The organism is Pleurocapsa sp. CCALA 161 (assembly GCF_003003995.1).
GTDB lineage: Bacteria > Cyanobacteriota > Cyanobacteriia > Cyanobacteriales > Xenococcaceae > Waterburya.
Genome location: NZ_PVWF01000006.1, coordinates 13,863 through 37,713 on the forward strand (window position 1 = coordinate 13,863; position 23,851 = coordinate 37,713).

A 23,851-nucleotide genomic window follows, 5' to 3' on the forward strand; every position below is an offset into this window, starting at 1 on the left:
CTAATTAAACCCACTGACCTAGTTTGAAACTGTAGTAAATCACAAATTTTTTCAGCTCAAAAACGCTATTGCTTAATATGAAAGCTCAATCTAAGCGTTATAATAGCATAGTAATACTAAAATAGTCCAGAGTTTATTATAAAATGCTCGCGCAGCTATCATTAGCTGTAGAGAAGTCCGCGCCTATTCGAAGAGAGGCGATGGGAGTACATAACTTAGTTTATTGGTTCAAAGTTCATGTCGAAGATATTTGCCAAGTAACTGAGCTAACTTTAGCCTCTGTTTTTAGCAGTCTGATAATTTCTTCGGAGTCAGATAAACCTAATTCATTACCCTGAGACAAAAAATCAACTTTGATTTCTATTTCTAGTTCTCCAGGTTCAATTTCACTAAGAACATTTTTGCTTTGCATTTTAATTAGAGTTAAGTCATGTTTTCTAGCAAAATGACTAATTACTTCCAAAACTTGAACTTCGTTTTCCGAAAAGCAAAGCAATTCACAGTAATACTGATAATTACGGGAATTGACTCCAACTGAATCAGCTAAAGGTTTTAGATTAGCTATGCTTGCCGTTATTTCAGCATCGTTAAGTTGTTTGACGTTATCTAAAGCCAACAAGTTTTTATTGCGTTGTTCGTTGCGCTGCTGTTTAAACGCTTCTTCCAAAGGTTTTGAGAGTAGATTAGCGCCGATTACTGCAAAAGTAGATAAATAAGCTGGCACTAAAAAACCCGAACCGACTAAAGCACCTATTGCTGCCGCACACCAAATTGTCGCTGCGGTATTCGTACCCTTTACACTTGCTCCTTCCCGCAAAATTACACCACCACCCAAAAAACCAACTCCAGAAACTATTTGGGCGGCAATTCTGGTGGGACTGGCATCACCAGGAGTCATAATTGAGAGCATAGTAAACATCGCCGACCCTAAGGTAACTAGTACATTTGTTTTTAAGACAGCTCTTTTTTTTAGCCACTGTCTTTCAATTCCGATACCTACCGCCAAGAAAAATCCGATGAGCAGACGAATTGAAAAAGTCGTCCAGGTTATAGTCATGTTGAGCCGCTGCGAGTAATTTTTAATCTAAGATGATGATTATTCATGAAATAAAATAAATAAGCAATTTGAATATAAGCAGTTTTTGACATAAACCAATCAATCAAATCATATTTAGTTTAATAAAAAGTTAAAATTTAGTTAAGATTAAGATAATTAATCAAGGCAATGGTGATCGGCTTAAAATTTGCATGTTATACCAATTCTCAAAAATAACGAGCGACTTAGGACAGGTTAAGCTTTTAGCTCTGACCGAAGGGAATCCTTTAGGATAGCTTTTAGCTTTGACCGAAGGGAATCCTTTAGGATAGCTTTGATGTATATTTGAGATTTTTCATTGACTCTAATAAGATTTTTTATCTTTCCAGCTACTTTTAGGAATTAGTATTACCTGGTTGAGTATAGATTAAAAAATTAGAAAATGATCTAAATTTAAATTGCCATTTAAACATGTTTAAATGACAATTTAAATATTTTCTTTGAGTAATAACAAATGAATAGGTTTTCAACCTAATTAATCAACATGCGCGTGGAATAAGCTCGGGAAACCCGAGCATTTGCGCGCATCAATTGTTCAATGTTAAATAATTGCGCCTTCATTGATAAAGCACTATAGTCATTTCAAATAGCAACCAGTGGATCTTATAACGAAGTAGCAAGTAACAAGTAACCCTTCGGGTTCGACAGTTTGCTCAACGGAGGAAACCTCCGCAACGCAACTGTCTCACAAGTAACAAGTAAAATTCACCATCATCATTAATACAAAGTAACCATAGGGAAATTAATTAAAATGACTATAATTAAATTTTCTTGGTAAGTCCTAGGGATCAACTAATTGCTTAAAGTATTCACTCGATTCATAAGAATTTTTGTTTCCGATGCTCCTGCTTGCTTGAGTTTGCGAGTCATCTGCAAACTTATGACGGTAATAGCTAACCATTGACCTAAAATAGCTACAGCGATCGCAGCAAAAGAAACATATTCAGTAGCAGTAATAGGAACAAAGCTCAACAGCCAGACTTGAGGAATTGTTCTGATGGTAAGTTCGGCCACTCCTAAACAGACTGGAGGTAAGATAATCATTGATGCCACGGCAACAATTGACCAGATGACTCTTTTACGAGTTTTGAGGGTTAAGAGAAACTGAGCAATTACGGCATAAAGTAAGATATTTGTCGTACTAAGGATTAATCCCCAAAAAATATACTGGTAGCTAGGAGGCAGAATCAGAAAAATTGAAGGAGTAATAAAAATAATGGCGATCGCTAAATTAATGGCAATGGCGACTGTTGCAGGGCTATTATCCCCCAACACTAGTTCCTTCCAGAGAGAATTGCCGTGATTTTGATGACGATACCGCGCCCAATCGTAGAGAGTTTGACGATGAGGGCTCAAAGCAAAGATTAGTCCCAAACCAAATAAGCTTAAACAAACCTGTAAGAAAATAAAGTTGTTGCTGATGAGATAGGTATCATCATGAATTGTAGCCAGGTTAGATTCAGTTTGAAGTGTAAAACCAAGAGCAATTGGCGCAAACCAAGCAGTCAGCCAATAACTATTAACTTTACTAAGTATAGTCTTCTCAGGATTATGAAAGCGGCGTTTTAAGATTGCCCAACACCAATATGTCCACAAGCTAAAATTCAAGAAAATTAAGCCGATCCCTATAGTAGTTTTAGTCCATAAAGCTTGTCCGTAAAAAGATAATTCGGCTAAATTGTCTGTAGACAGAAAGTCAATTGTGCCGAAGCGTAAATGACTAGCATCGATTAAGTAGGTTAAAAGTATTGCTGGATTAAACATTAAAGTCCAGGCTAAAAAATGAGCTAATTTCGCATGTCCATCAACCAGGATGGCAGTTGCAAACAGTAGCAAAAATCCGAGCAAACCGCTAGCAAACCACGATTTCAAGCCTGATACGCCAAAATCGAGTAAACTCCACAGCAACGCTAGACAATAAAAAAACGCACAGCTAGCCAAGACTGTCAAATCGAAAGCCAGAATTAGAGTTAAGGGAATATGAGACTGTAATCCTGCCACCAAATGTAAAGGTAATAATAAGGCGATCGCCGTATAAACTAGAATTGGTACACCCAAAATTTTGCCGAGTAAAACACTGCCAGCAGATTGAGGAGTAAGACGGATAAAGTTAAGCGTGCCTCTTTCTTCTTCTCTAACTGTGTCGGCAATCAATAGATAAGTACCGATTACTAGCAAGGCAAAAATACCAATAATACTCAGAATAATAAATAAATCCAGCCACCATAGCTGCCAGTTAATTACCCAATTACCAGCCTCATTTTGAGCATAGCAAACCTGATTACTATACTCTTGATAGATCACAGTCATGCCATAGCGACCACACTGAGTAGCTGCCAGCTTAAGATCTGGTAACTGACCTAGCAAAAAAATAACTGTAATGAACTGAACAATTGCAGCGATCGCCGCGACCATCACCATGTTTCTGGTTTTGAGCTTACCTTGAATCTCTCGAAACAACTGGGGATTACTGTCTAAAAGCTTTGACCAGAGAGAATTGGGAGTGCTAAACAGTCTGATGTTTTGTTTCATAATCTTGATTTACCTACGAAGTCTGTTGATGTCCTAGTTTTAAAAAGATCGATTCGAGATCTTCTTGGCTGTGATGAAATTCGGTTAAAGGAATATCCGCCAGGACAAGGGATCGTAATAGCTCTGCACAGTCTGATGCTCCTCCCCTAAAATCAATCTTAAGACGATTATCAGCGATGATCTCCCAAGTCTTGACCAAGGAATTTTGACTCAGTTGCTGTTGCAATATCTCCATCTTACCCAAAGTAGATAAAGTAAGTTGTTGACTAGATAACCTTTGATAAAGGTCGGTTAAAGAAGTACTTTCGACCAAAAAGCCTAATTCCATTATCCCCACAGAAGTACAAAGTTCAGCTAAATCGCTCAAAACATGGGACGAAATCAAAATGGTCATACCTGCTTCTTGTAAAACCTTAATAATCTGTCGAAACTGCTGTCTGGCGAGGGGATCTAACCCTGATACTGGCTCGTCTAATAACAGTAAGATTGGTTCATGAATAATTGTTCTAGCAAGGCTTAAACGCTGCTTCATCCCCCGTGAGAGGGTGGCAATCAGACTTTTACGCTTATTTTCTAACTGGACTAATTCCAATACCTCGTGGATGCGAAGATGACGTTTTGGCTGTTTTAAGCGATATAGTCGAGCAAAATAATCGAGATAATCCCAAACGGTTAAATCGTCGTAGAGAGGAAAATCGTCAGGAAGATAACCAATGCGTTGCTTCAATAGATGGTTAGAATCATCTCTTAACAAGCGATCGCCATGGAGATAAATTTCGCCTTTGGTGGGTTCTTCTGCCGTTGCCAGCATTCTTATTAATGTGGTTTTGCCTGCACCATTAGGACCAATTAAACCATAAACTTCGCCAGCTTTAACCTGTAGATCGATCTCATTAACTGCAATATAACCTTCAAATCTTTTAGTCAAACCGTAGGTGGCGATCGCGAATTCTTTCATCGTTTAGGTACTGGCTTTGTTTGAGTTGGCTCGCTGTTAGCTGTTAAGCATCAATAATTTCAAACTTGATGTTTTGTCTGGTGGCAAAATTATGGGTAAAGTGATCGACTATGTTGGTATCACTCAGTTCTAGATTATAAAAGTCTACTGCTGGATGGTCGAAATATGGTCCTGCGTGCCAAGTGCCTACCTCTAGTTTAATAAAACAATCTCCTGGAATCCGAAACGCACGCAAGCGATTAAGATCTGGTTCAGCTTCTGATGGTGGACATACTGCCATCAACCAGTTTTTGCCGTTTAACGAACCTAAACACTGAGTACAGCTATGATGACGAGTGATCTGGGTAAAAGTTCTGCCTCGGCGCTCTAAATGCATAAGATAAAAGCGAGGAGTGCCGTTTTGTAGCTGTAAGATTGCATCATTTTGATCGAAAACTTTACCATCAGGAGAAGGGGTAATGATTTGACCGTAAGGTTTAAAGTTAGATTTGGTAATCGGGATCGCAGTTAGCTGTTTGACAGTTAGTAATGGCATAGAGTACTGGAGTAGATAAGATACATCTTTTACTTACTTAACCTTACTCAAAACAGGAACAGAACAGAATAATTTGTAAGTTCAAGCTATCTTAAAATAGCAATTATATTTACCGTTGATTCAATAAACTATGTTTGGAAAGTCCCCTCGTGAACCTCAAAAGCCTAATCTGTCAGATTTAAAAGATATTAAGCTGTCGCCACCGACACCTACTCCAGTTGATTTGACTTCTCCCCAAGATACTCTTTTGCAGACATCAGAGATCGAAGACAAAGAACTTGTTTCTACGGTAGAAAAAATTAGTCGGATTGTCTCACCTTATTTTATTGCGATCGTTGGTTTGGCTTTATATGAAAATAATTTTTTGATCGGGACAATTTTGATCGTCGTTGGGATTCTTTCTTTACTGAAGATTTCGACTAATGATGTGGGCAACTTTTTAGAATGGCTGAAAAACTTTCTCGGCTTGAAATAATCACCACCAGATTAGTTAGATTAGTTAGATTAGTTATCTATTTTTGGGTCGAAAACAAACTAGAGCAGCGATCGCTTCTGCCAAAATACTAATCAGACGATAAAATGCTACAGCAGCAATTTCGCTGGGGAATTGGCTATTATCTAACAGTCCGTAGGCGGTAACTTCAAATATTCCTAATCCTCCTGGTGCGCCAGGGACAATCAGACCCAATAGCCAGGCAAAGCTAAAGGAGGTAAACAGTTGGGGAATCTGCTGCCAGGTTACAGTTTGCAGTGCCACAAAAGTCAACACAAAGCCAATTCCGCGCAAAATGACAAAGCCCATTTCGCCCAAAAAAGGCACTAGCGGATATTTGGTTAATTCAATTGCCTCGGCGGCAGTAGCGTCGGCTTTATTTTTGCTGCGACTTAAACGATGTAAGAGGATATTCAGAATCCGAGGCTGAATACCAATTAAGATTGCCCCCAAGCCAGCAAACTGTAGCCAGCGAAGATCCCAGTTAATTGTCTCGCTCCACATACTGCTAACTAAGCCAATTAATAAAGCTGCTGCTGCCATTAATAAAGGCTCTAACAGCACGCTCAAGGTTGCAGCACCTCTAGAGCCACCTTTTTTGCAGACGGCGCTAATTCTGCCGTAAAAGTGCCAGATATTGCCAGGGGAATACTTGGCAATGTTGGTGACCAGATAAATCCTGATACCTTCTTTAACCCCTAGTGGTTGCTTAAAGATAGCTACAATCCAAATCCAGACCCAACCAGACCATATATGAGCAACGATGGTAATAATCACAGCGATCGCCAAAATCAACCAACTATAGGCATCAACCCGAATTGCTGCAACTTCAATCCAGCGCTCTTTTACTGTTTGAACCAGAAAGAATAAAACTCCTCCCAGAATAAACCAACGTAGATAAGGCTTAATCCGAACCAGTATATCTTTCATGCACCTTTATACGGATAAGGAATTGCCTTGCTCCTAACTTGACTTACTCAAATACCTAACTTAGACTCAATTCTAGCTAAAGAACTATTTGCCGCTTCCCAACCTGGGTTTAAATCTACTGCTTTTTGATAGTATTCTCTAGCATTGTCATACTGCAAGAGATATTCAGCAACAGAACCCTTACCGTACCAAGCTTCGTAGTAGTCGGGATTAATTGTTAGCGCCTGGTCATAGGAATTTACTGCTTGGTCATATAATCTAGTCGCTTTTTGCGTATTACCCAAGCCAATCAAGGCAGGAAGATAGTCGGGTTTAATTGCCAGGGCTTCATTGTAAGCCTCGATCGCCAGTTGATATTTTTTTTGCCGATAGTATACTTTACCTAAATTGTTCCAGGGTACAAAACTACGATTGGGATCGAGACTGATCGCTTTTTTAAAATCAGCAATGGCGCGATCGTACTCCATTATGCCAGTATAAGCTTCCCCTCGGTTATTCCACAGCCAGATATTATCAGGAGCAATTTTAATTGATTGGTCATAAGCAGCGATCGCTGCACTATATTTTTTGAGGCTATAGAGAGTTAATGCTTTGCAGTTCCATAGCTGAGGGCTTTGATAGTGTTTTAAGGCAGTGCTACAGGTTTGTAATGCCCGTGGATAATCATTTAGCTGCCGTTCAGCCTTCGCTTTTTTCAACCATACCTGTTCAAAGTTTCTCACCTGTCCTCTGGTATTGGCTAACTTTCTTAGTCCATTCTCATAGTAATTAATTGCTTCTTGATACTGCTTTGCTTCTAGCTTGAGATCTCCTTTGTAAAATTCTAGAATTGCCACCCGCTGCGCCCATTGAGCCATGCCAATCAAAAGACCAAAGATGAGAATTGGAGCAATCAAAAGATATTTGTATAGACCTTTAAATCTGGACTTGTGCTTGATTTTTTTAAGGTCTTTGGTAACTCGATTAAGAGATTGATACCGCTGATTTTGATCGAGACAAATCATTTTATCCAAAATTTTGGCAAAGTTAGGACTAATTCTCGCTTTGCGATGCCAGAGAACTTCTCCAGTACGGGGATTTTTTTCTAATTTTTGCGGGGAAGTTCCTGTTAAAACATAAATCGCCGTCATGCCCAAGGCATAGATATCACTTGCACAGGTTGCTCTATCAGCAATTTGTTCTGGGGGAATATATCCCGCTTTACTATTAGGAGTTAAATTAACTGCTTGGTTGACCAAACTAAAATCAACTAGAGTAACTTTCCCGTTATCGTTGCGCCGAATTAGGCTAGAGGGTTGAATATTACCATGAATAATCTGCTGTCGATGGAAAGGTTTTAGGGCGCTGGCAGTATTAATTAAGATATCAACTACTTCGGCTTCTGAGAGGATAAACTGGTCTTCTACTGTTTGAGCTAGGTTTTTTCCCTCTATATATTCTTGAACGATAAAAATTTGCGATTCATCAACAAAATATTCAATTATCGCTGGAGTTCTTTGTTCCTTATCTATTGTTGATAAATGATTCAACCCAGTCATAATTTTTTGGGTAATCGCTGACAAGGAAACTTGAGAATTTTGTACTTTTAATATTTCCAGATAATAGCGATCGCGAAGCGTACCCGAAGGGTCATCGCTGTTTTGGGCTAAACTTGTAGCCACATAGGAGTTTACGTTTTGATTACCGCCTAAGTACTTAACCATTTGGTATTTTCCCCCAATGGTTTTGCCAATCATTTGCAACGGTTCTAAATCATGCAGTACTTCCCTCGCATTTTGATAGCGTTGGGAAGGACTCTCTGCCGTCATCCGATTGACAATTTTTAGAAAAGCCTCGCTAATGGCGATCTTTTGATTCCAGCAGATTGTCCCATCAGGTTCAGCCATTTCCCACTCTGTAGGTGACTTAGCCGTCATCCCAAAAACGACTGTTTTTCCCAAAGCATAAATATCACTGCTGTAGATTGGCTTACCATTATTTTGCTCTGGAGGCATGTATCCAGGAGTCCCAATAATCTGAGTTTGCACCGTCTGTTTACTAACGTCAAAAGCCATCGTGCCGATTTCTTTAACTGCCCCGAAGTCAATCAGGATCATCCTGCCATCTTCCTGTCGCCGAATTAAATTTGAGGGCTTAATATCACGATGAATAATACCCTGCTGATGAACCGATTTAAGAATGCCTAAAATATCTACTAAAAAATCAACTGCTTGAGTTTCATTGAGCATGTGGCGATAAACTTCTTGCTCAAACTCTTCTCCTTCAATAAACTCTAAAACTAGATAAAACTGCTGATTTTCTTCAAAATGACCGATAAATTCAGGAATTTGAGGATGTTTTCCCAGCCATTGTAGCACCATTGCTTCAGTTGCTAGGCGTTCTTTGGCACTAGCCCAAACCGAAGGACTGTTAAACTTTGGCTGTAATTGTTTGACAGCACATTTTACTCCAGACTGACGATCTAATGCTAAATAGGTGGTAGCAAACCCCCCGCTACCAAGTTCGCGAATAATCTCAAATCTTTGATTTAATACATCTCCTGTCTTGAGCGCCTTATAACCATACTCAGTAGAATGTTCAGCAGAAGAGTTTTGGGACTGGGAAATGGGAATAGTAAAGTCTGAGTCTGACATGACATATCTGGACGCAAGATTTCTAAATTTTAGCGAACATTGGGTAAGTGAATATAACTAATTTCAATTACTGCTAACGTTAACATAAAGAAAGACAATCTCTTAATTAGTCTATAGAATCTTGTAGCTTTTCTAGACAAATATTTATATATAACATACGAGTAAGCTTTGTCATAAAATTGTATCTCAGAAAACTCTGATTCACGCTAAAATTTTAGTCTGAATACTTAGGTAAAACCAACCTTAACCCTCGTCAGAGCTAAATTCTGCTTAAATAATTGATTTTATGAGCTTTTTTCGCCAATACATAGCACCTTTTATGGTACTTTTAATTTTCTTAGCAGCTTTATTTGCTGTCAGTATTCGCATTTTTCTGCCTTCAGATATGGCTGCTCCTGCCCCAATTTCTCAAATTGATTTACAGACCAACATTGCTCAAAACCCTGTGGAGAACTTTTTAGACTTAGGCGCTACTAATTAGTAATTTGAAATATTTATCCTGAAAACCGATTAGATTAATATACTCAGTGTAAATCGTAAATAAAAGATAGCCTTTGATTGTCGAACAGCAATGTATTAAGTAAATTTGGTTCAAGATGTCTTATAAAAATGTAAGTTATCTTTTACAAAAATTAATTACTCTGACTAATTTTTATTGCTGTAATGAGTCAAAAAAAAGAAAATGTAATTTTATTGTTATCACTCTTGATTACAACTAGTGTTATCAGTGCGGGTTTATGGTGGTTACTTGGTAGAAGAGATCCAAAGATTGCCGACGGTGATTCGCCCACAATTGTTGCTTCTAGGGTTGTTGATAATGCTCCCAGCACAGGAGAGGAGATTTTATTTCAGCGAGATATTAATCCAGAAAAACAGGCTGCGGCTAAAGCGATCGCCGAACAAAATTATCCAGCAGCTGAATCTTTATTCAAGCAGTCGTTAAATAAGCAGCGCAACGATCCTGAAGCTTTAATCTATCTAAATAATGCTCAGATTGGCAAGAACGAAGCCTATAGTATTGCTGTTGCTGTTCCTATCGGTACTGAAGAGACTAGCTCTAAGGAAATTTTGCGGGGTGTGGCTCAAGCACAATTACAGATTAATCAGCAGGGAGGGATTAATGATGTTCCTCTTAAGGTGCTAATTGTTAATGATAATAACGATCCCCAAACTGCCAAACAAATAGCCCAGGAATTAGCTAAGAATAAGGATGTTTTAGGAGTAGTGGGACATTTTTCCAGTGGGGTGACTTTAGCTGCTGCACCAATCTATGAACAAAATAAGTTAGTGGTAATTTCCCCTAGCAGCACTTCGGTTGCTATCTCTAATGCAGGTGAATATATCTTTCGTACTGTGCCGAGCGATCGCTTTACTAGTAGTGCCTTAGCTGAATATTTTTTAGATCGGCTTGAGTTGCGTCAGGCTGCCATTATTTATAACTCTCAAAGTGCCTACAGTAAATCCCTCCAGGAAACTTTTACCACAGATGTCGTGAGCAATGGCGGTGAAATTGTCATGGAAGTAGATTTATCTGACAACAATTTTAATCCCGCGGAAACTCTCAAAACAGTAGAAAACCTAAATGCAGAAGCGCTAGTTTTTCTCAATGATTCGGTAACTATAGATAAAGCTTATCTATTGATGCAGTTGAACAACGGTAAGCTACCCTTGTTGGGAGGAGACAGTCTTTACAAACCCCAAACTCTACAGATCGCAGGAGAGAAAGCTAAAGGCTTAGTTCTAGGCGTACCCTGGCATGCTTTAGCAAGCCCAAATATCGAATTTACTGCTGCTGCCTACCGTCTGTGGGGAGGAGATGTTAACTGGCGTACGGCAATGGCTTATGATGCCACTCAAGCCTTAGCAAAGGGACTAGCACAAAACCCTAGCCGTTCAGGAATCCAAGCGATCCTATCAGACTCAGGCTTTAATATCTTGGAAGCATCAGGCAACCTGAAATTTTTGCAATCAGGCGATCGCAATGCTGCCGTTCAGTTGGTTGAAGTGCAGCCAGGCGATCGCTCTTCCTTTGGTTATGATTTTGTTCCTCTTAAGTAGACTGAGTTCGGGTTAAATTCAGTTTTGGGAACTCTTAACTTGCTCAAATTATCAAATGCTCAATGCTATTTGGCGTAACCAACAGAAACAGTTAATTGAAATACAGGTTTAACTATAGCAATACTAGACAATGAATGTTAGGACGTTTTTTTATTACTACCTACTACCTACTACCTACTACCTACTACCTATTTGCGAAGCTTATCCTTTAGGACTACCTACTACTTTATGACTGCCTCATGGTCGACTGATTGTCGCTCTAAAATTAGATTTACTTTAGTGGCGCGAAACATTCCAAAACGACACAACCCAGCACCAAAAGCCAACCGCATCAGTAACAGAGTAGGAACTTCTCGCAAAGACTTAATTAAGCCCGAAAAGCCAAATAAAATTAGTCCTTTTGGTTTAACAACACCCTGCCAAATAGAATCGATCCAGGAAGGAAGAGTTGCTTGAGTCCAATCATCAGTAATGACTTCTCCCTCAACTAAACCTGTCTCTATTAATAGTTCAGAAAAGCCTTCAATACTCGCAAAAGCTGGATGCGACCACTGATCTAATAATTGTCTCATTACGGGTTTTTCCCAGAAATTTAGCGGTATAGTGCGATCGTCCCGTTGATTCCAGTCTGCAACCACTAAAATACCTCCAGGCTTTAATACCCGTAATAATTCCCTGGCAAAAACTGCTTTATCGGGCATATGAGGCCCAGCTTCCACTGACCACACTACGTCAAAACTAGCATCAGGAAAAGAAAGAGCCATAGCATCATCTACCTGAAATTGAGCGTTAACTCCTGGGGGAGTTAATTCTTGGGCGCGTTTAACCTGTTGAGGACTAATCGTAACTCCCGTAACGTCAAAGTTATAGTCTTTTGCCAGAATACGACTACTGCCACCAATACCGCAACCCACATCTAATAAAGTTGTGCCAGCAGGTAGATTTGCTAAACCACCCCAACGCACCATTTCATGGACAAAATCATATTTAGCCTGGTTAAAGTTTCTAGACTTAGGCGGTGTGCCGTAATGTCCTAAGTGAATATGTTCACCCCAGTAGAATTCTAAGATCCCGTCTTCTGTCCACTCATCATAGGAATTGGCGACAGAATCGGCAGATTCGTAGTTACGAGGGGTCAGTAGATAGATGATAATGCCTACTACTAAAGCAAGGGCTATCAACGCAAGAATGTAAAATAAGCTCATTAAAAATGAATATTGAATACTTAATATATCGTTACAGGTTTTTAATATAGCAATATTTTACTAGTCTCAAACGAGAGTAGAAGTTAGAAATATTCTTCAAGACTGAAGCATATTTGCCGATTATTACTCACAATAATAATCACAATGTAGATAGATAGATCAAGTAAATAAGGGAGAGGGGCAAGATGGTATCTAATTCAGACAAGATTTTAGTTGCTGGTGCTACTGGGGGAGTGGGGCAATTAGTAGTTGCGAAGCTGCTGGCAAAAGATCTCAGTGTTCGAGCTTTAAGTAGAACAAAATCGAAAGCAGAATCGATGTTCGATCGACGAGTTGAAATTATCGAAGGGGATATTCGTCATGCTAATACTTTGGCAAGGGTTACCAATGGTGTTAGCTATATTATTTGCTGTACGGGGACAACTGCATTTCCTTCCCTCAGATGGGATTTTGCTAATCTGTTTCAACCTGCCAATAGTCCCGCAGCGGTAGATGCAGAAGGAGTTAAAAACTTAGTCGCTGCTGCACCTCAAGATTTAAAACGGTTTGTGTTTGTTTCTTCCTGTGGCGTATTGCGTAAAGATGAGTTTCCCTATAACATCCTCAATGCTTTCGGTGTTTTGGATGCCAAATTAAAAGGAGAAGAAGCGATCGCTTCTGCTGGTTTACCCTACACGATTATCCGCCCTGCCAGACTCATTGATGGCCCTTATACTTCCTATGACCTAAATACTCTCTTACGAGCTAAAACCGATGGACAAAAAGCCGTGAAAATTGCTTCAGGCGATCGCTTTAATGGCGAAACTAGTCGTATCGATGTCGCTAATGCCTGTGTTGAAGCTTTGTTTAACGACAGGACTATTAACAGGGATTTCTCAATTATTAATTCAGGAGATAGAGAGCATCCAACTCAATGGTCGGAGCTTTTTGCCATACTTTAAACTGATCCCAAATTTGGTTGGCAGTTTACCTAGAAAACTCTTGAAGTAGCATGATTGCTTCAGAAGTACGTGCGACGGGGATAAACAAATGATCGTGATAATAAGCTGAAATAGGATTAACACTGATATCGTGTTCGGCTAATTTACTAGTAATAGCAGCGAGAAAACCAACTGCTTCTAAACTGGAGTGGATCGAAAGAGTAATCATCGAAAAGATTGAGGAATAAGACAAATTGGCTGCATCAGCCTGTTCTCGTTCCAGAATTAGCGTTATTCCCTCACTTTCTCGAAATTGACCTAGAGGATTAAGTTGAGAATAACGATTGTCTTGATCGCCTAGGCAGGAAAAAACATATTCCCCTGGGGAAAGGATTGGCTGCATACATTGCAACAATTTACTGAGGCTGGTTTCTCCTGACATTGGTCTAGTTTCTAATTTAATTCTTACCTAATTTTTTTATTTTATTTTAGACGATCGCCACCCAGGTAATTTTGTTTACAGGGCGATCGTTTATTTTTTAGGCTTTTTTTTGCTTTCATCAGAAAAAACATTTTAAAATGTATTGCAATTCATTTTAAATTCAATTAAGATTGAAGTTCAAATAAAGGAAGTTGTAAATTAATGCTTAAAAGTAAACATTTTATCGGTTGGATGATAGCAGGATTTATCGCTAGTGGCGCGATCGCTAGTTGTTCTAACCAAGGTGAAGCTAGTAAAAATAGCCAGGCACAAGCCCAGCAACCAAAAGAAGTCCAGCTAACTTTAGTTTCTTATGCAGTTACTCAAAGTGCTTATGAAAAAATTATTCCTAAGTTTACCGAACAGTGGAAAGCTAAAACTGGACAAGATGTAATTTTCGAGCAGAGTTATGGCGGTTCTGGTTCGCAAACTCGTGCTGTTATTGATGGTTTAGAAGCAGATGTCGTTGCCTTGGCATTAGCTTTAGATACCAAGCAAATTGAAGAAGCAGGATTAATCGAACCAAACTGGGAACAAGAATTACCTAATGAATCGATCGTGCATAAATCGGTAGCAGCTCTAGTCAAACGCGACGATAGCGTTAAAGTAGCCAAATGGTCGGATTTAACCGATGAAAATATCGAAGTAATTACCGCTAACCCGAAAACTTCAGGTGGTGCGAGATGGAATTATTTAGCTCTCTGGGGTGCTATGACCCAGGCAGGCAACAGCGAACAAGAGGCACAAGCCTATGTCGAAAAAGTATTTGCCAACGTTCCTATCTTACCCAAAGATGCTCGCGAATCGAGTGATGTTTTTTATCAACAAGGGCAGGGTGATGTCTTAATTAATTACGAAAACGAAGTTTTACTAGCTAAACAACAAGGGGAAGATATTCCTTACGTAGTTCCTACTGATTACAACATCTCGATTGATAATCCAGTAGCGGTAGTGGATGCCAATGTTGACAAACGCGGTACGAGAGAAGTTGCCGAAGCTTTTACGAAATTTCTGTTTACTCCAGAAGCCCAACGGGAATTTGCCCAAGCTGGTTTTCGTCCTGTCGATTCGACTGTTAGCCAAGAATTTGCCGAACAATATCCCACCATTAAAAACCTCTTTACTGTCAAAGATTTGGGTGGTTGGACTGAAATTCAAGCAAAATTTTTTGATAGTGGTGCAGAGTTCGACAAAATGATGACCAAAATCAGCCAAAAATAATTCTCAGCAAGCTCTTAGCTTTTGGCCTTGATCTATACAAAATATTTAGGTGTAACTAATGGCACAAAAATTGACGCTACAAGACTACCGTAACCAAATCAAACTTTTCAAAATCAAATTAGCTTTGAAAACGCCTCAGAATTTTGCGCCGATCGCGTTGTCAAATATAGCCAAGGTTATGACTGTAGATTTAAAGATTATTTCCAAACTGCCAGGAATTAATTGCGATCGCGAAGCGTACCCAGAGGGCTTGCACTCGAATGGGTGTAATCGCTTTGACTGGTATTTGGTGGAAGCTTTCGGAACATTTGACGATTTATCTTTGACTATTGCTTGCTGGCAAGATCTTGGAGTCAAAAAATATTTGGCAATCTCATCTCAGTAAACGAGCTTCGCTCAAAACGCGACTCTATGAAGCTTTATATTTAAAAGCCACCCTAGCTATAAGCGCTTCAGCAAAGCTTTTCAAGGTAATTTTGTAGATCGATCACACAATGACTAGTTTTATTTCTCATCTCGAAACACAATTAAGACGCAAGCCTCAGCAAACTAACTCAACCAGAATTTCCCTTCCTTGGGTAATAACCATTGGCTATTTAAGTTTAATCTTACTCTTGCCTTTGGCAGCTTTAATTACCAAGTCTTTAACTCTTGGTATGGGGGAGTTCTGGCAAGCTGCCACTGCTCCAATTGCCCTGTCTGCTTATGAAGTTACCTTTGTCACTGCTTTAGCTGCGGGGATCATTAACGGTATTATGGGCACTCTGGTTGCCTGGATTTTGGTTCGCTACCAGTTTCCTGGTAAAAAAATTGTCGATGCGGTGATCGATATTCCCTTTGCCGTACCTACTTCTGTAGCAGGTTTGGTTTTAGCAACTATCTATAGTGATAATGGCTGGATTGGTCAACTATTTACACCTTTTGGCATCAAAATTGCTTTTACCAGACTGGGGGTGTTTGTGGCAATGCTGTTTATTTCTTTACCTTTTATTGTCCGAACCGTGCAGCCAGTATTACTAGAACTCGAACCAGAAATCGAACAAGCAGCTTGGTCTTTAGGTGCTTCAGAATCCCAGACGTTTTGGCGCGTTATTTTACCGCCAGTAATTCCAGCAATTTTAACGGGAGTGGCCTTGGGTTTTTCTAGAGCGGTAGGGGAATATGGTTCGGTAGTCATAGTGGCATCGAGCATTCCTTTTCGAGACTTAATTGCTCCTGTTTTAGTGTTCCAAAAATTAGAACAATATGACTACAACGGAGCAACGGTAATTGGTACGGTGCTGCTATTAGTTTCATTAGTACTTTTGCTGCTCATCAATTTTTTACAACAGTGGAGTCGTCGTTATGCTGACTAAACCAAAAATATCAGCAATCTTATTGTTGATCGCCTTAATTTATTTATCACTGTTGTTATTCTTGCCAGCGATCGCCATTTTTTATGAAGCTTTTCATCAGGGTATTAATGTCTTTTTGACCTCGATCGATCAACGAAATTTCTGGCAAGCTACTATATTGACTCTAATCGTTACGGCGATTACCGTTCCCCTCAATACTATTTTTGGTCTTTGTGCTGCCTGGGTAATTGGTCGCAATCAGTTTCGCGGTCGTACTTTATTACTTAGTATTATCGATCTGCCATTTTCGATTTCTCCCGTTGTCGCTGGTTTAGCCATCGTTTTGCTTTATGGTAAAAATGGCTGGTTGGGTGGTTTACTGGCAAGTTTAAATATTCAAATCTTGTTCGCTACCCCAGCAATTGTCTTGGCGACTGCTTTTGTGACCATGCCTTTTGTTGCTCGCGAAGTCATTCCCGTCCTCGAAGAAATTGGCGAAGAACAAGAAACCGCAGCCCGCACTTTGGGGGCGAATGATTGGCAGGTTTTTTACCGCGTTACTTTACCCAATATTCGCTGGGGTTTACTGTACGGCATTTTGCTAACTAATGCCAGAGCATTGGGTGAATTTGGCGCAGTGGCAGTAGTATCTGGCAGTATTGTGGGCAGAACAGCTACTCTACCGATTTTTGTTGAACAAGCTTATAAAAACTATCAGGCAGAAGCTGCTTTTGGTTCAGCAGCAATTTTAGCTTCAATAGCTGCCTTAACCTTAATTTTCAAAGAAATACTCGAACAGAAAACCCGCCATTAACATTTATCACTCAGCAACTAATTATTATGAGTATCACAATCTCTCAAGTATCCAAAAAATTCGGTAACTTTCAGGCTTTAGATAACATCGATTTAGATGTCCAACCTGGAACTTTGGTTGCTTTACTCGGTCCTTCTGGTTCAGGCAAATCTACTTTACTCCGAACTGTCGCTGGCTTAGAAACTCCCGATCAAGGCAGAGTTAGGATTAATAATCGCGACACTACTAATCTGGATATCCGCAAACGCAATATTGGTTTTGTTTTTCAGCACTATGCTTTATTTAAACATCTCACAGTTAGAGAAAATATTTCCTTTGGGCTAGATATTCGTAAAAAACCGCGTCAAGTAATCAAGCAAAGAGTCAAAGAACTATTAGAATTAATTCAGCTTGAAGGTTTTGGCGATCGCTATCCGAATCAGCTTTCTGGTGGACAAAGACAGCGAGTTGCCCTTGCCCGTGCTTTAGCAGTTCAGCCAGAAGTTTTACTCCTCGATGAACCTTTTGGGGCATTAGATGCCAAAGTTAGACAAGAATTACGCGACTGGCTGCGTCGTCTCCACGATGAGGTACATTTAACCAGTATTTTTGTCACCCACGATCGCGAAGAAGCAATGGCTGTAGCCGACAAAATTGTGGTAATGAACCAGGGCAAAATCGAGCAAGTTGGCACGCCCGCAGAAGTCTATGAGCATCCTGCAAATCCCTTTGTGATGAGCTTTGTCGGCGAAGTAAATGTTCTACTACACACTAGCCCAATCTTCGATCATGCTCATCGAGCTAATCCTGCCACACGCTTTTTTGTTCGTCCTCACGATTTTGAAGTTTTTACAACTCCCCAAGGAGATAGTGTCTTGGCAAAAGTTAAACGAATCATTCATTTAGGTTGGCAAGTTCAATTAGAATTAACTTTAGGCGATCGCTCTTCCCTCATAGTTCATTTAAACCGAGAAGAATTTGTCCGCCTTGACTTGAAAACAGAACAAAATGTGTATCTCGAACCTCGTCAAATTAAATGCTTTGAGCAAGTTAAGCAAGATTTATTTAACTCGCCAGCTGATCATCATCAATTAGCGAGTTAGCTTTTTAAGTATGAAAGAGTGGGTGGCGTGAATTTTAAAAAATCCCAACGAAGAAGTTCTTCTCGTGTTAGAGATCATTTAGCCAATGAGCGTACTTATTTAGCATGGATGCGAACAGCAATAGCTTTAATGGGCTTTGGTGTCGTTATTGTCCGCCTCCGCCTGTTAAATCCACCTACAACTAATACTCCTGGCAGCAGTTGGAAATTGGGCTTAATCTTTTCTTTAGTCGGACTTGCGACAGTAATACTTTCAACTTATCACTACTTTGCCCTTCGCCAAGATATAGACGAAGAACGTAGCAGAAATTGCGCGAAGATTTGATGGCCATGAACAGACAGTAAGAGCGACAATTCAAAGGTGGTCAAATAAAGGTTTAGTCGGGCTTTGGTCAGATCGAGGAAGAGGCGCAAAACCCAAGTGGAAAAACGAAGATCTTGTGAATACATAGAAGCTTGTTTAATTGAAGAGGAGCAAACATATAATAGTGTTCAACTAGCGCGAAAACTTAAACAAGAACGGGCGGTAAATTTGAGTAGCGATCGCCTTTCATCTGATATGTTACAAAAAAGCGATCGCTTTATGCTTAATTTTTTAATTCTGCTTTTCACGCATAAAATAATAGATAAAGGTTGTTAAATAAAACAAACTAAGGAATGGAAAAAATTATTAATTTGCACATCGAGAAACTTCCAGAAGGTTATTATTTAGCAACGACAGATGACCTTCAAGGACTTGTTGTTCAGGGTAAAACCATTGCCGAAACTCTAGAAATTGCTCGCGACGTTGCTCACAAGCTAATTGAATCCCAGGTAAATATAACCCTTAATCCTGTTGCAGATTCTTTTGACTATCCCTTGGTGATTGGTCAGTGATTAGTTATGGGAATGATTATCACTATCTTAGGAATTTCAAGTTCCTAAAAACCCAATTTTTTTGTAATCAGATTGAATTTTGCTCAATTTTTGCTCTTTGCAAGTTGCTTTTCTTGCAGTAATAATATTGATGCGATCGCCTTGATCGGTATGGGCAAGACTAAAATACCGATAATTCTACTTATTCGGCGTTCATCCTCTGGGACAAATCGCCTATAATTTTTAATATTGCAAATTCTCCCAAAGTATTTGGACTATGGACAATTCACAAGACCGTATTATTATTTTCGACACCACCTTAAGGGATGGAGAACAGTCTCCTGGCGCGACTCTAAACGTTGAAGAAAAACTGGAAATTGCCCATTCTCTATCCCGTCTAGGAGTTGATGTAATTGAAGCGGGATTTGCTTTTGCTAGTCCTGGAGATTTTGAAGCAGTGCAAAAAATTGCTACTCAAGTCGGCACTAAAGATGGGCCTGTGATCTGTAGTTTAGCCAGGGCAATTAAAGCAGATATCAAAGCTGCGGCCGAAGCACTACAACCTGCTGCTAATGGTAGAATTCATACTTTTATTTCGACTTCTGATATCCATTTGGAGTATCAGCTTAAAAAATCCCGTGGGGAAGTTTTAGATATTGCTCAAGAGATGGTGGCTTACGCTAAATCCTTTATGGATGATGTTGAGTTTTCGCCTATGGATGCGGTAAGAACTGATTCTGAATATCTCTATCAAGTCTTAGAAGCAGCGATCGCTGCTGGAGCAACTACGGTTAATATTCCTGATACTGTGGGCTATACGACCCCGACAGAATTTGGGGACTTGATTAAAGGTATCTGTGAAAATGTACCAAATATAGACCAAGCAGTTGTTTCTGTTCATGGTCATAATGACCTGGGTTTGGCTGTCGCGAACTTTCTCGAAGCAATTAAAAACGGTGCTAGACAATTAGAATGCACCATTAACGGGATCGGCGAAAGAGCAGGAAATGCTGCTTTAGAAGAGTTAGTGATGGCACTTCATGTACGCCGTCAATATTTTAATCCTTTCTTAGGTAGACCCGCAGAATCTGCTGCACCGTTGACCAAAATTGACACTCAACAGATTTATAAAACTTCTCGTTTAGTTTCCAATCGTACAGGGGTGATCGTCCAGCCTAATAAAGCAATTGTCGGGGCGAATGCATTTGCCCACGAGTCTGGTATTCATCAAGATGGAGTCTTGAAAAATCGGCTGACCTACGAAATTATGGATGCCAAGTCCATTGGCTTGAATGATAATCAGCAAATTGTCTTGGGTAAACATTCTGGGCGTAACGCCTTCCGCACTCGCCTAGCTGAGTTGGGCTTTGAACTTTCCGAAACAGACCTCAATAAAGCCTTTATCCGCTTTAAAGATGTTGCTGACAAGAAAAAAGAAATCAGCGACTGGGATATTGAAGCCATTGTTAATGATGAGATCAGACAGCCTCCTGAGTTATTTCGTTTGGAACTAGTCCAAATCTCCTGTGGCGATCGCTCTCAACCAACTGCGACTGTAACTATTCGCACTCCTGATGGTCAAGAACTAACCGATGCAGCTATTGGTACAGGCCCTGTGGATGCGATCTACAAGGCAATTAATCGCGTGACCAATATTCCTAATGAGCTAATTGAATTCTCTGTCCAGTCTGTTACCGCAGGGATTGATGCGATTGGGGAAGTGACCATCCGCTTACGCCATCAAGATCGGGTCTATTCTGGGCGTGCGGCTAATACCGATATTATCGTTGCTTCCGCCAAGGCTTATATTAAAGCCTTAAACCGTCTCTATGCTGCTCAACAAGAATCGGCAAAAGTAGCTTCTCAAGTAGCTATTTAGGGGTTGAATATTTTGCCTATGGCGATCGCGATTTCATTTTTGTTGCTGTAAAGTTTTTTAAGATGCAGTTTTCCTGAGAAAATTAAAGCAGAGTAATATTTGTTTTGAGCAAGATGAAAATTTTTCGCCCTATTCTTTCACTAATATTGGTACTGGCTACAACTTTGTTAGTTAGCTGTGGTGGTGGTGCTGTTTCCGCACCGCCAACCTATACCCCCGAAAAGTTACAAAAAATTAGTACGTACCGCATTCCCCTAGACATCGCTCGTGAGAGAATTCCCGAACTTGGTCAGTCAATTGCCAAAGAAGATTGGGTTAATGCTGATTCCTTTCTTCATGGGCCCCTCGGCTCAATTAGAAGAGACTTAACTTACCTATCTAATACTTTGCTTCCCGAGGAACAAGAGCCAGCTTTAAATGTAGCCAAAGATATTTTTAGACACTTGGAAAATATTGATGCTGCGGTCAGCGAAAAAAACTACACTGTAGCCATCAATCAGTATAAAGAAGCTGTATCCGACCTGGATATCTATGCTAGTCTAATTCCTCAGACCAAACAACCCGAAAATCCTGCTAAACAAGCGATGAAAGAAGCAGAAAATACGTTTGCAGGCGTAAAAGCAGAAGTAGAAGAAACTATCGAACAAATTGTTCCTAATTTTGACGAGAAGGACAACGCCTAATTTATTTCTCGTTATATACGCAATATACAAATTATCTGGGCTTGGCGCTGCCGAGCCTTTTTTGATTAATAATTAATAGATGAGCAAAATTGTCGTCATTGGCTGTGGCATTGTGGGTGCAGCGATCGCTTATGAACTCAGCTTAATTCCAGGATTAGACATTACCGTCATCGACAAGAATACTCCTGCTCACGGGGCAACAGGAGCAGCTTTAGGGGTATTGATGGGAGCAATTAGCCACAAGAAAAAAGGTCGTGCTTGGCGCTTTCGTAGCAATAGTCTTAAACGCTATCAAACCCTAATTCCTGAACTTGAAGCTCAAACAGGATTGAAGATCCCTGTAAATCAGCAAGGCATTTTAAAACTTTTATTTGCTGGAGAGAATCTTGAAAAATGGCAAGAATTGCAAAAATTTCGTGCTGTTGAAGGCTGGACTTTAGAAATTGGCGATCGCGCTTTTATTACCCAACATTGTCCTAAGATCCTGCACGAAGATATCATCGGCGCTGTCTATTCTCCTCAAGATAGACAAATCAATCCTGTGGAACTGACTAAAGCTCTAGTCGCGGGGGCTAGGGCTAACGGTGTTAAGTTTATGTTTGGGGTAGAGGTGCAAGATTTTGTAACTCAGACTAGATTGTGTTTAGGTGAGCAAGATGATGATTTCGCGCCAAGTCGCCAAGTCGCTAAGAAGAGCGCCAAGCAAAATATAGTAAGCTGTGAATATTTGGTGACCAGCATCGGTCAAATATCAGTCGAGGAGTTGATTATTTCCGCAGGGTTGGGTTCAACTCCCCTGACTCAATCTCTACAGCAAGAAATTCCCATTCGTCCCGTCCTCGGACAGGCAATTAAATTACAGCTAGATCGGGCTTTGGGTAATGCTGATTTTCAACCTGTAATCACAGGCAATGATATCCATCTTGTCCCACTAGGTAATAATCAATATTGGTTGGGGGCAACGGTAGAATTTCCCACGGAAACTGAGGCAAGTATTGCTAATCAGGATTTATTGGCTGAATTAATGGCAGGAGCGATCGCTTTTTGCCCAGAATTAAAATCAGCAACAATTCTAGAAACCTGGTCAGGTAAACGTCCTCGCCCCGAAGGTAGAGCTGCACCTATCATTGAAAAACTCTCAGGCTATAGTAATGTCTTGCTAGCTACGGCACATTATCGCAACGGTGTTTTACTCGCCCCCGCAACAGCTTTAGAAGTAGTGCAGATGTTAACGTTAACCCCCCGATCTTAATACGTTGGGGCTAATTTGAAGTATTCGTTTGAGCATATTGCACTATGCAAAGCCACCATTTAGTCACTAAACAGCTAACAACTTTATTTTTTTTGAGGATAGGATGGAGGATGAAATTAATCTAATTTTTAAAATTTTGAATCTTTTGGCTTGTCATTAATGAGTGATAAATTTACCGCTTTCCCAATGTTTAAGTCCTGGTTTAAACAGGGAAAACAGCACTTTCAAAGTATCCCCGTTCTAATTTGGTCAAATGCTCTAGCAATTGTCTTTTTAAGCCTGTTAAGCATCTATGCCAAAATTAAAAGTAAGGGTTCGGGTATCGAAAATTTGTTTAGCGATCCTTTTTATTTCAATATTTTTTATGCAGGTTGGTTGACTAGCATTTCAGAAATTCTTTGGTGTACTGCTATCTCTATCTGCCTGTTTACCTCTTTTCTCTTGCCTAAGTCAAATCGATTTTTTCAGTTGTTTCTTTGGGGTAGCTCGATAGTGATGCTACTACTTTTTTTTGACGATCGCTTTCGGGTTACTTTACTTTTATGTGCCTTTTTTGGGGCTTGTAAGGTCGTTAAATTAAGCGTTTACAGTATTTATGGCTTGATCCTGATCAGCTATGCTGTTGTCTTTCGGCGGACAATTCGCCAGACTCCCTATGTTCCTCTCCTAGTATCCTTTTTCTTGTTTGGATTTTCTAGTGCGATCGATATCGCTCCCCTTGGTGGTCGTGGTATTCGGGCTATGCTGGAAGATGGAACTAAACTGATTGGTTTGATTAATTTAACTATTTACTTCTGGTGGATTTGTCAGCAAGAAATAAAAAAAATAAAAATATAGCGCAGAAATAATTGCCTTACTTAGCTATATATTCCTGCACTATTTAATTAAACA

Annotated in this window: 24 protein-coding genes and 1 pseudogene; 17 read left to right on the top strand and 8 right to left on the bottom strand. The window is 39.9% G+C overall.

Annotation, left to right across the window (positions count from 1 at the left end):
* Positions 1 to 235: 235 nt before the first annotated feature.
* The 4 genes from C7B62_RS02720 to C7B62_RS02735 all read right to left on the bottom strand — a co-directional run bounded on the left by C7B62_RS02720 (position 236) and on the right by C7B62_RS02735 (position 5,121).
* The gene (locus C7B62_RS02720) at positions 236 to 1,057 is read right to left on the bottom strand and encodes an MgtC/SapB family protein (RefSeq protein ID WP_233219783.1); all 822 of its coding nucleotides are present in this window, start codon (positions 1,055 to 1,057) and stop codon (positions 236 to 238) included.
* A gap of 831 nt (positions 1,058 to 1,888) precedes the next feature.
* Positions 1,889 to 3,628, bottom strand: coding sequence for a hypothetical protein (locus C7B62_RS02725; protein WP_106233075.1), 1,740 nt, complete (start codon positions 3,626 to 3,628; stop codon positions 1,889 to 1,891).
* Between the two features lie 13 nt (positions 3,629 to 3,641).
* Positions 3,642 to 4,586, bottom strand: coding sequence for an ABC transporter ATP-binding protein (locus C7B62_RS02730; protein ID WP_106233076.1), 945 nt, complete (start codon positions 4,584 to 4,586; stop codon positions 3,642 to 3,644).
* A 43-nt stretch (positions 4,587 to 4,629) separates the two neighbouring features.
* Positions 4,630 to 5,121, bottom strand: a complete 492-nt coding sequence (locus tag C7B62_RS02735) for an ureidoglycolate lyase (RefSeq protein WP_106233077.1) — start codon at positions 5,119 to 5,121, stop codon at positions 4,630 to 4,632.
* Between the two features lie 130 nt (positions 5,122 to 5,251).
* Between C7B62_RS02735 and C7B62_RS02740 the strand changes: the two genes are divergently transcribed.
* Positions 5,252 to 5,596 (top strand): hypothetical protein, encoded by a 345-nt coding sequence (locus C7B62_RS02740; RefSeq protein ID WP_106233078.1) that lies wholly within the window; start codon positions 5,252 to 5,254, stop codon positions 5,594 to 5,596.
* A gap of 33 nt (positions 5,597 to 5,629) precedes the next feature.
* On the opposite strand, the gene C7B62_RS02745 is transcribed toward C7B62_RS02740, so the two are convergent.
* Positions 5,630 to 6,544, bottom strand: a complete 915-nt coding sequence (locus C7B62_RS02745; RefSeq protein ID WP_106233079.1) for a lysylphosphatidylglycerol synthase domain-containing protein — start codon at positions 6,542 to 6,544, stop codon at positions 5,630 to 5,632.
* Between the two features lie 47 nt (positions 6,545 to 6,591).
* Entirely contained in the window at positions 6,592 to 9,177 is a 2,586-nt protein-coding gene (locus C7B62_RS02750; RefSeq protein WP_106233080.1) for a tetratricopeptide repeat protein, read from the bottom strand.
* Positions 9,178 to 9,463: 286 nt separating this feature from the next.
* On the opposite strand from C7B62_RS02750, the gene C7B62_RS02755 reads away from it, so the two are divergent.
* A complete protein-coding gene (locus tag C7B62_RS02755) occupies positions 9,464 to 9,658 on the top strand; it encodes a hypothetical protein (RefSeq protein WP_106233081.1) in 195 nt (64 codons plus the stop codon).
* A 182-nt stretch (positions 9,659 to 9,840) separates the two neighbouring features.
* Complete coding sequence (locus tag C7B62_RS02760) at positions 9,841 to 11,235, top strand: ABC transporter substrate-binding protein (protein ID WP_106233082.1); 1,395 nt, start codon at positions 9,841 to 9,843, stop codon at positions 11,233 to 11,235.
* 221 nt (positions 11,236 to 11,456) lie between these two features.
* Here C7B62_RS02760 and C7B62_RS02765 read toward each other — a convergent pair whose 3' ends face one another.
* Positions 11,457 to 12,440 carry a methyltransferase domain-containing protein gene (locus C7B62_RS02765; RefSeq protein WP_106233083.1) on the bottom strand — a complete coding sequence of 328 codons (984 nt, stop codon included), beginning with the start codon at positions 12,438 to 12,440 and terminating at the stop codon, positions 11,457 to 11,459.
* Between the two features lie 185 nt (positions 12,441 to 12,625).
* On the opposite strand from C7B62_RS02765, the gene C7B62_RS02770 reads away from it, so the two are divergent.
* Positions 12,626 to 13,381: an SDR family oxidoreductase gene (locus C7B62_RS02770; protein ID WP_106233084.1), complete on the top strand. Its 756-nt coding sequence runs from the start codon at positions 12,626 to 12,628 to the stop codon at positions 13,379 to 13,381.
* A 25-nt stretch (positions 13,382 to 13,406) separates the two neighbouring features.
* Here the strand turns inward: C7B62_RS02770 and C7B62_RS02775 are convergent, their stop codons facing one another.
* Entirely contained in the window at positions 13,407 to 13,802 is a 396-nt protein-coding gene (locus C7B62_RS02775) for an ACT domain-containing protein (RefSeq protein ID WP_106233085.1), read from the bottom strand.
* Positions 13,803 to 14,003: 201 nt separating this feature from the next.
* Here C7B62_RS02775 and C7B62_RS02780 point away from each other — a divergent pair, with 201 nt between their 5' ends.
* The 13 genes and pseudogenes from C7B62_RS02780 to C7B62_RS02830 all read left to right on the top strand — a co-directional run bounded on the left by C7B62_RS02780 (position 14,004) and on the right by C7B62_RS02830 (position 23,797).
* Positions 14,004 to 15,062, top strand: a complete 1,059-nt coding sequence (locus tag C7B62_RS02780) for a sulfate ABC transporter substrate-binding protein (RefSeq protein WP_106233086.1) — start codon at positions 14,004 to 14,006, stop codon at positions 15,060 to 15,062.
* A gap of 58 nt (positions 15,063 to 15,120) precedes the next feature.
* Positions 15,121 to 15,447, top strand: a complete 327-nt coding sequence (locus tag C7B62_RS02785; RefSeq protein ID WP_106233087.1) for a hypothetical protein — start codon at positions 15,121 to 15,123, stop codon at positions 15,445 to 15,447.
* Between the two features lie 109 nt (positions 15,448 to 15,556).
* The gene (gene cysT, locus C7B62_RS02790; protein ID WP_106233088.1) at positions 15,557 to 16,417 is read left to right on the top strand and encodes a sulfate ABC transporter permease subunit CysT; all 861 of its coding nucleotides are present in this window, start codon (positions 15,557 to 15,559) and stop codon (positions 16,415 to 16,417) included.
* Positions 16,407 to 17,210 carry a sulfate ABC transporter permease subunit CysW gene (cysW, locus tag C7B62_RS02795; RefSeq protein WP_106233089.1) on the top strand — a complete coding sequence of 268 codons (804 nt, stop codon included), beginning with the start codon at positions 16,407 to 16,409 and terminating at the stop codon, positions 17,208 to 17,210. The genes cysT and cysW overlap by 11 nt, the downstream gene beginning before the upstream one ends.
* A 26-nt stretch (positions 17,211 to 17,236) precedes the next feature.
* Positions 17,237 to 18,292 (top strand): sulfate/molybdate ABC transporter ATP-binding protein, encoded by a 1,056-nt coding sequence (locus C7B62_RS02800; RefSeq protein ID WP_106233090.1) that lies wholly within the window; start codon positions 17,237 to 17,239, stop codon positions 18,290 to 18,292.
* 18 nt (positions 18,293 to 18,310) lie between these two features.
* Positions 18,311 to 18,589 (top strand): annotated as a pseudogene (locus C7B62_RS02805) (YidH family protein); the annotation flags it as partial.
* Between the two features lie 10 nt (positions 18,590 to 18,599).
* Entirely contained in the window at positions 18,600 to 18,743 is a 144-nt protein-coding gene (locus C7B62_RS27045) for a hypothetical protein (RefSeq protein ID WP_370303744.1), read from the top strand.
* Complete coding sequence (locus C7B62_RS25310; RefSeq protein ID WP_146132038.1) at positions 18,713 to 18,931, top strand: hypothetical protein; 219 nt, start codon at positions 18,713 to 18,715, stop codon at positions 18,929 to 18,931. The genes C7B62_RS27045 and C7B62_RS25310 overlap by 31 nt, the downstream gene beginning before the upstream one ends.
* A 17-nt stretch (positions 18,932 to 18,948) precedes the next feature.
* Positions 18,949 to 19,167 (top strand): type II toxin-antitoxin system HicB family antitoxin, encoded by a 219-nt coding sequence (locus C7B62_RS02810; protein WP_106233092.1) that lies wholly within the window; start codon positions 18,949 to 18,951, stop codon positions 19,165 to 19,167.
* Positions 19,168 to 19,423: 256 nt separating this feature from the next.
* Positions 19,424 to 21,025 (top strand): 2-isopropylmalate synthase, encoded by a 1,602-nt coding sequence (locus C7B62_RS02815; protein WP_106233093.1) that lies wholly within the window; start codon positions 19,424 to 19,426, stop codon positions 21,023 to 21,025.
* Positions 21,026 to 21,138: 113 nt separating this feature from the next.
* Entirely contained in the window at positions 21,139 to 21,708 is a 570-nt protein-coding gene (psbQ, locus tag C7B62_RS02820) for a photosystem II protein PsbQ (RefSeq protein ID WP_106233094.1), read from the top strand.
* A 79-nt stretch (positions 21,709 to 21,787) separates the two neighbouring features.
* The gene (locus tag C7B62_RS02825; RefSeq protein ID WP_106233095.1) at positions 21,788 to 22,960 is read left to right on the top strand and encodes an FAD-binding oxidoreductase; all 1,173 of its coding nucleotides are present in this window, start codon (positions 21,788 to 21,790) and stop codon (positions 22,958 to 22,960) included.
* A gap of 159 nt (positions 22,961 to 23,119) precedes the next feature.
* Complete coding sequence (locus tag C7B62_RS02830) at positions 23,120 to 23,797, top strand: hypothetical protein (RefSeq protein WP_106233096.1); 678 nt, start codon at positions 23,120 to 23,122, stop codon at positions 23,795 to 23,797.
* Positions 23,798 to 23,851: the final 54 nt, after the last annotated feature.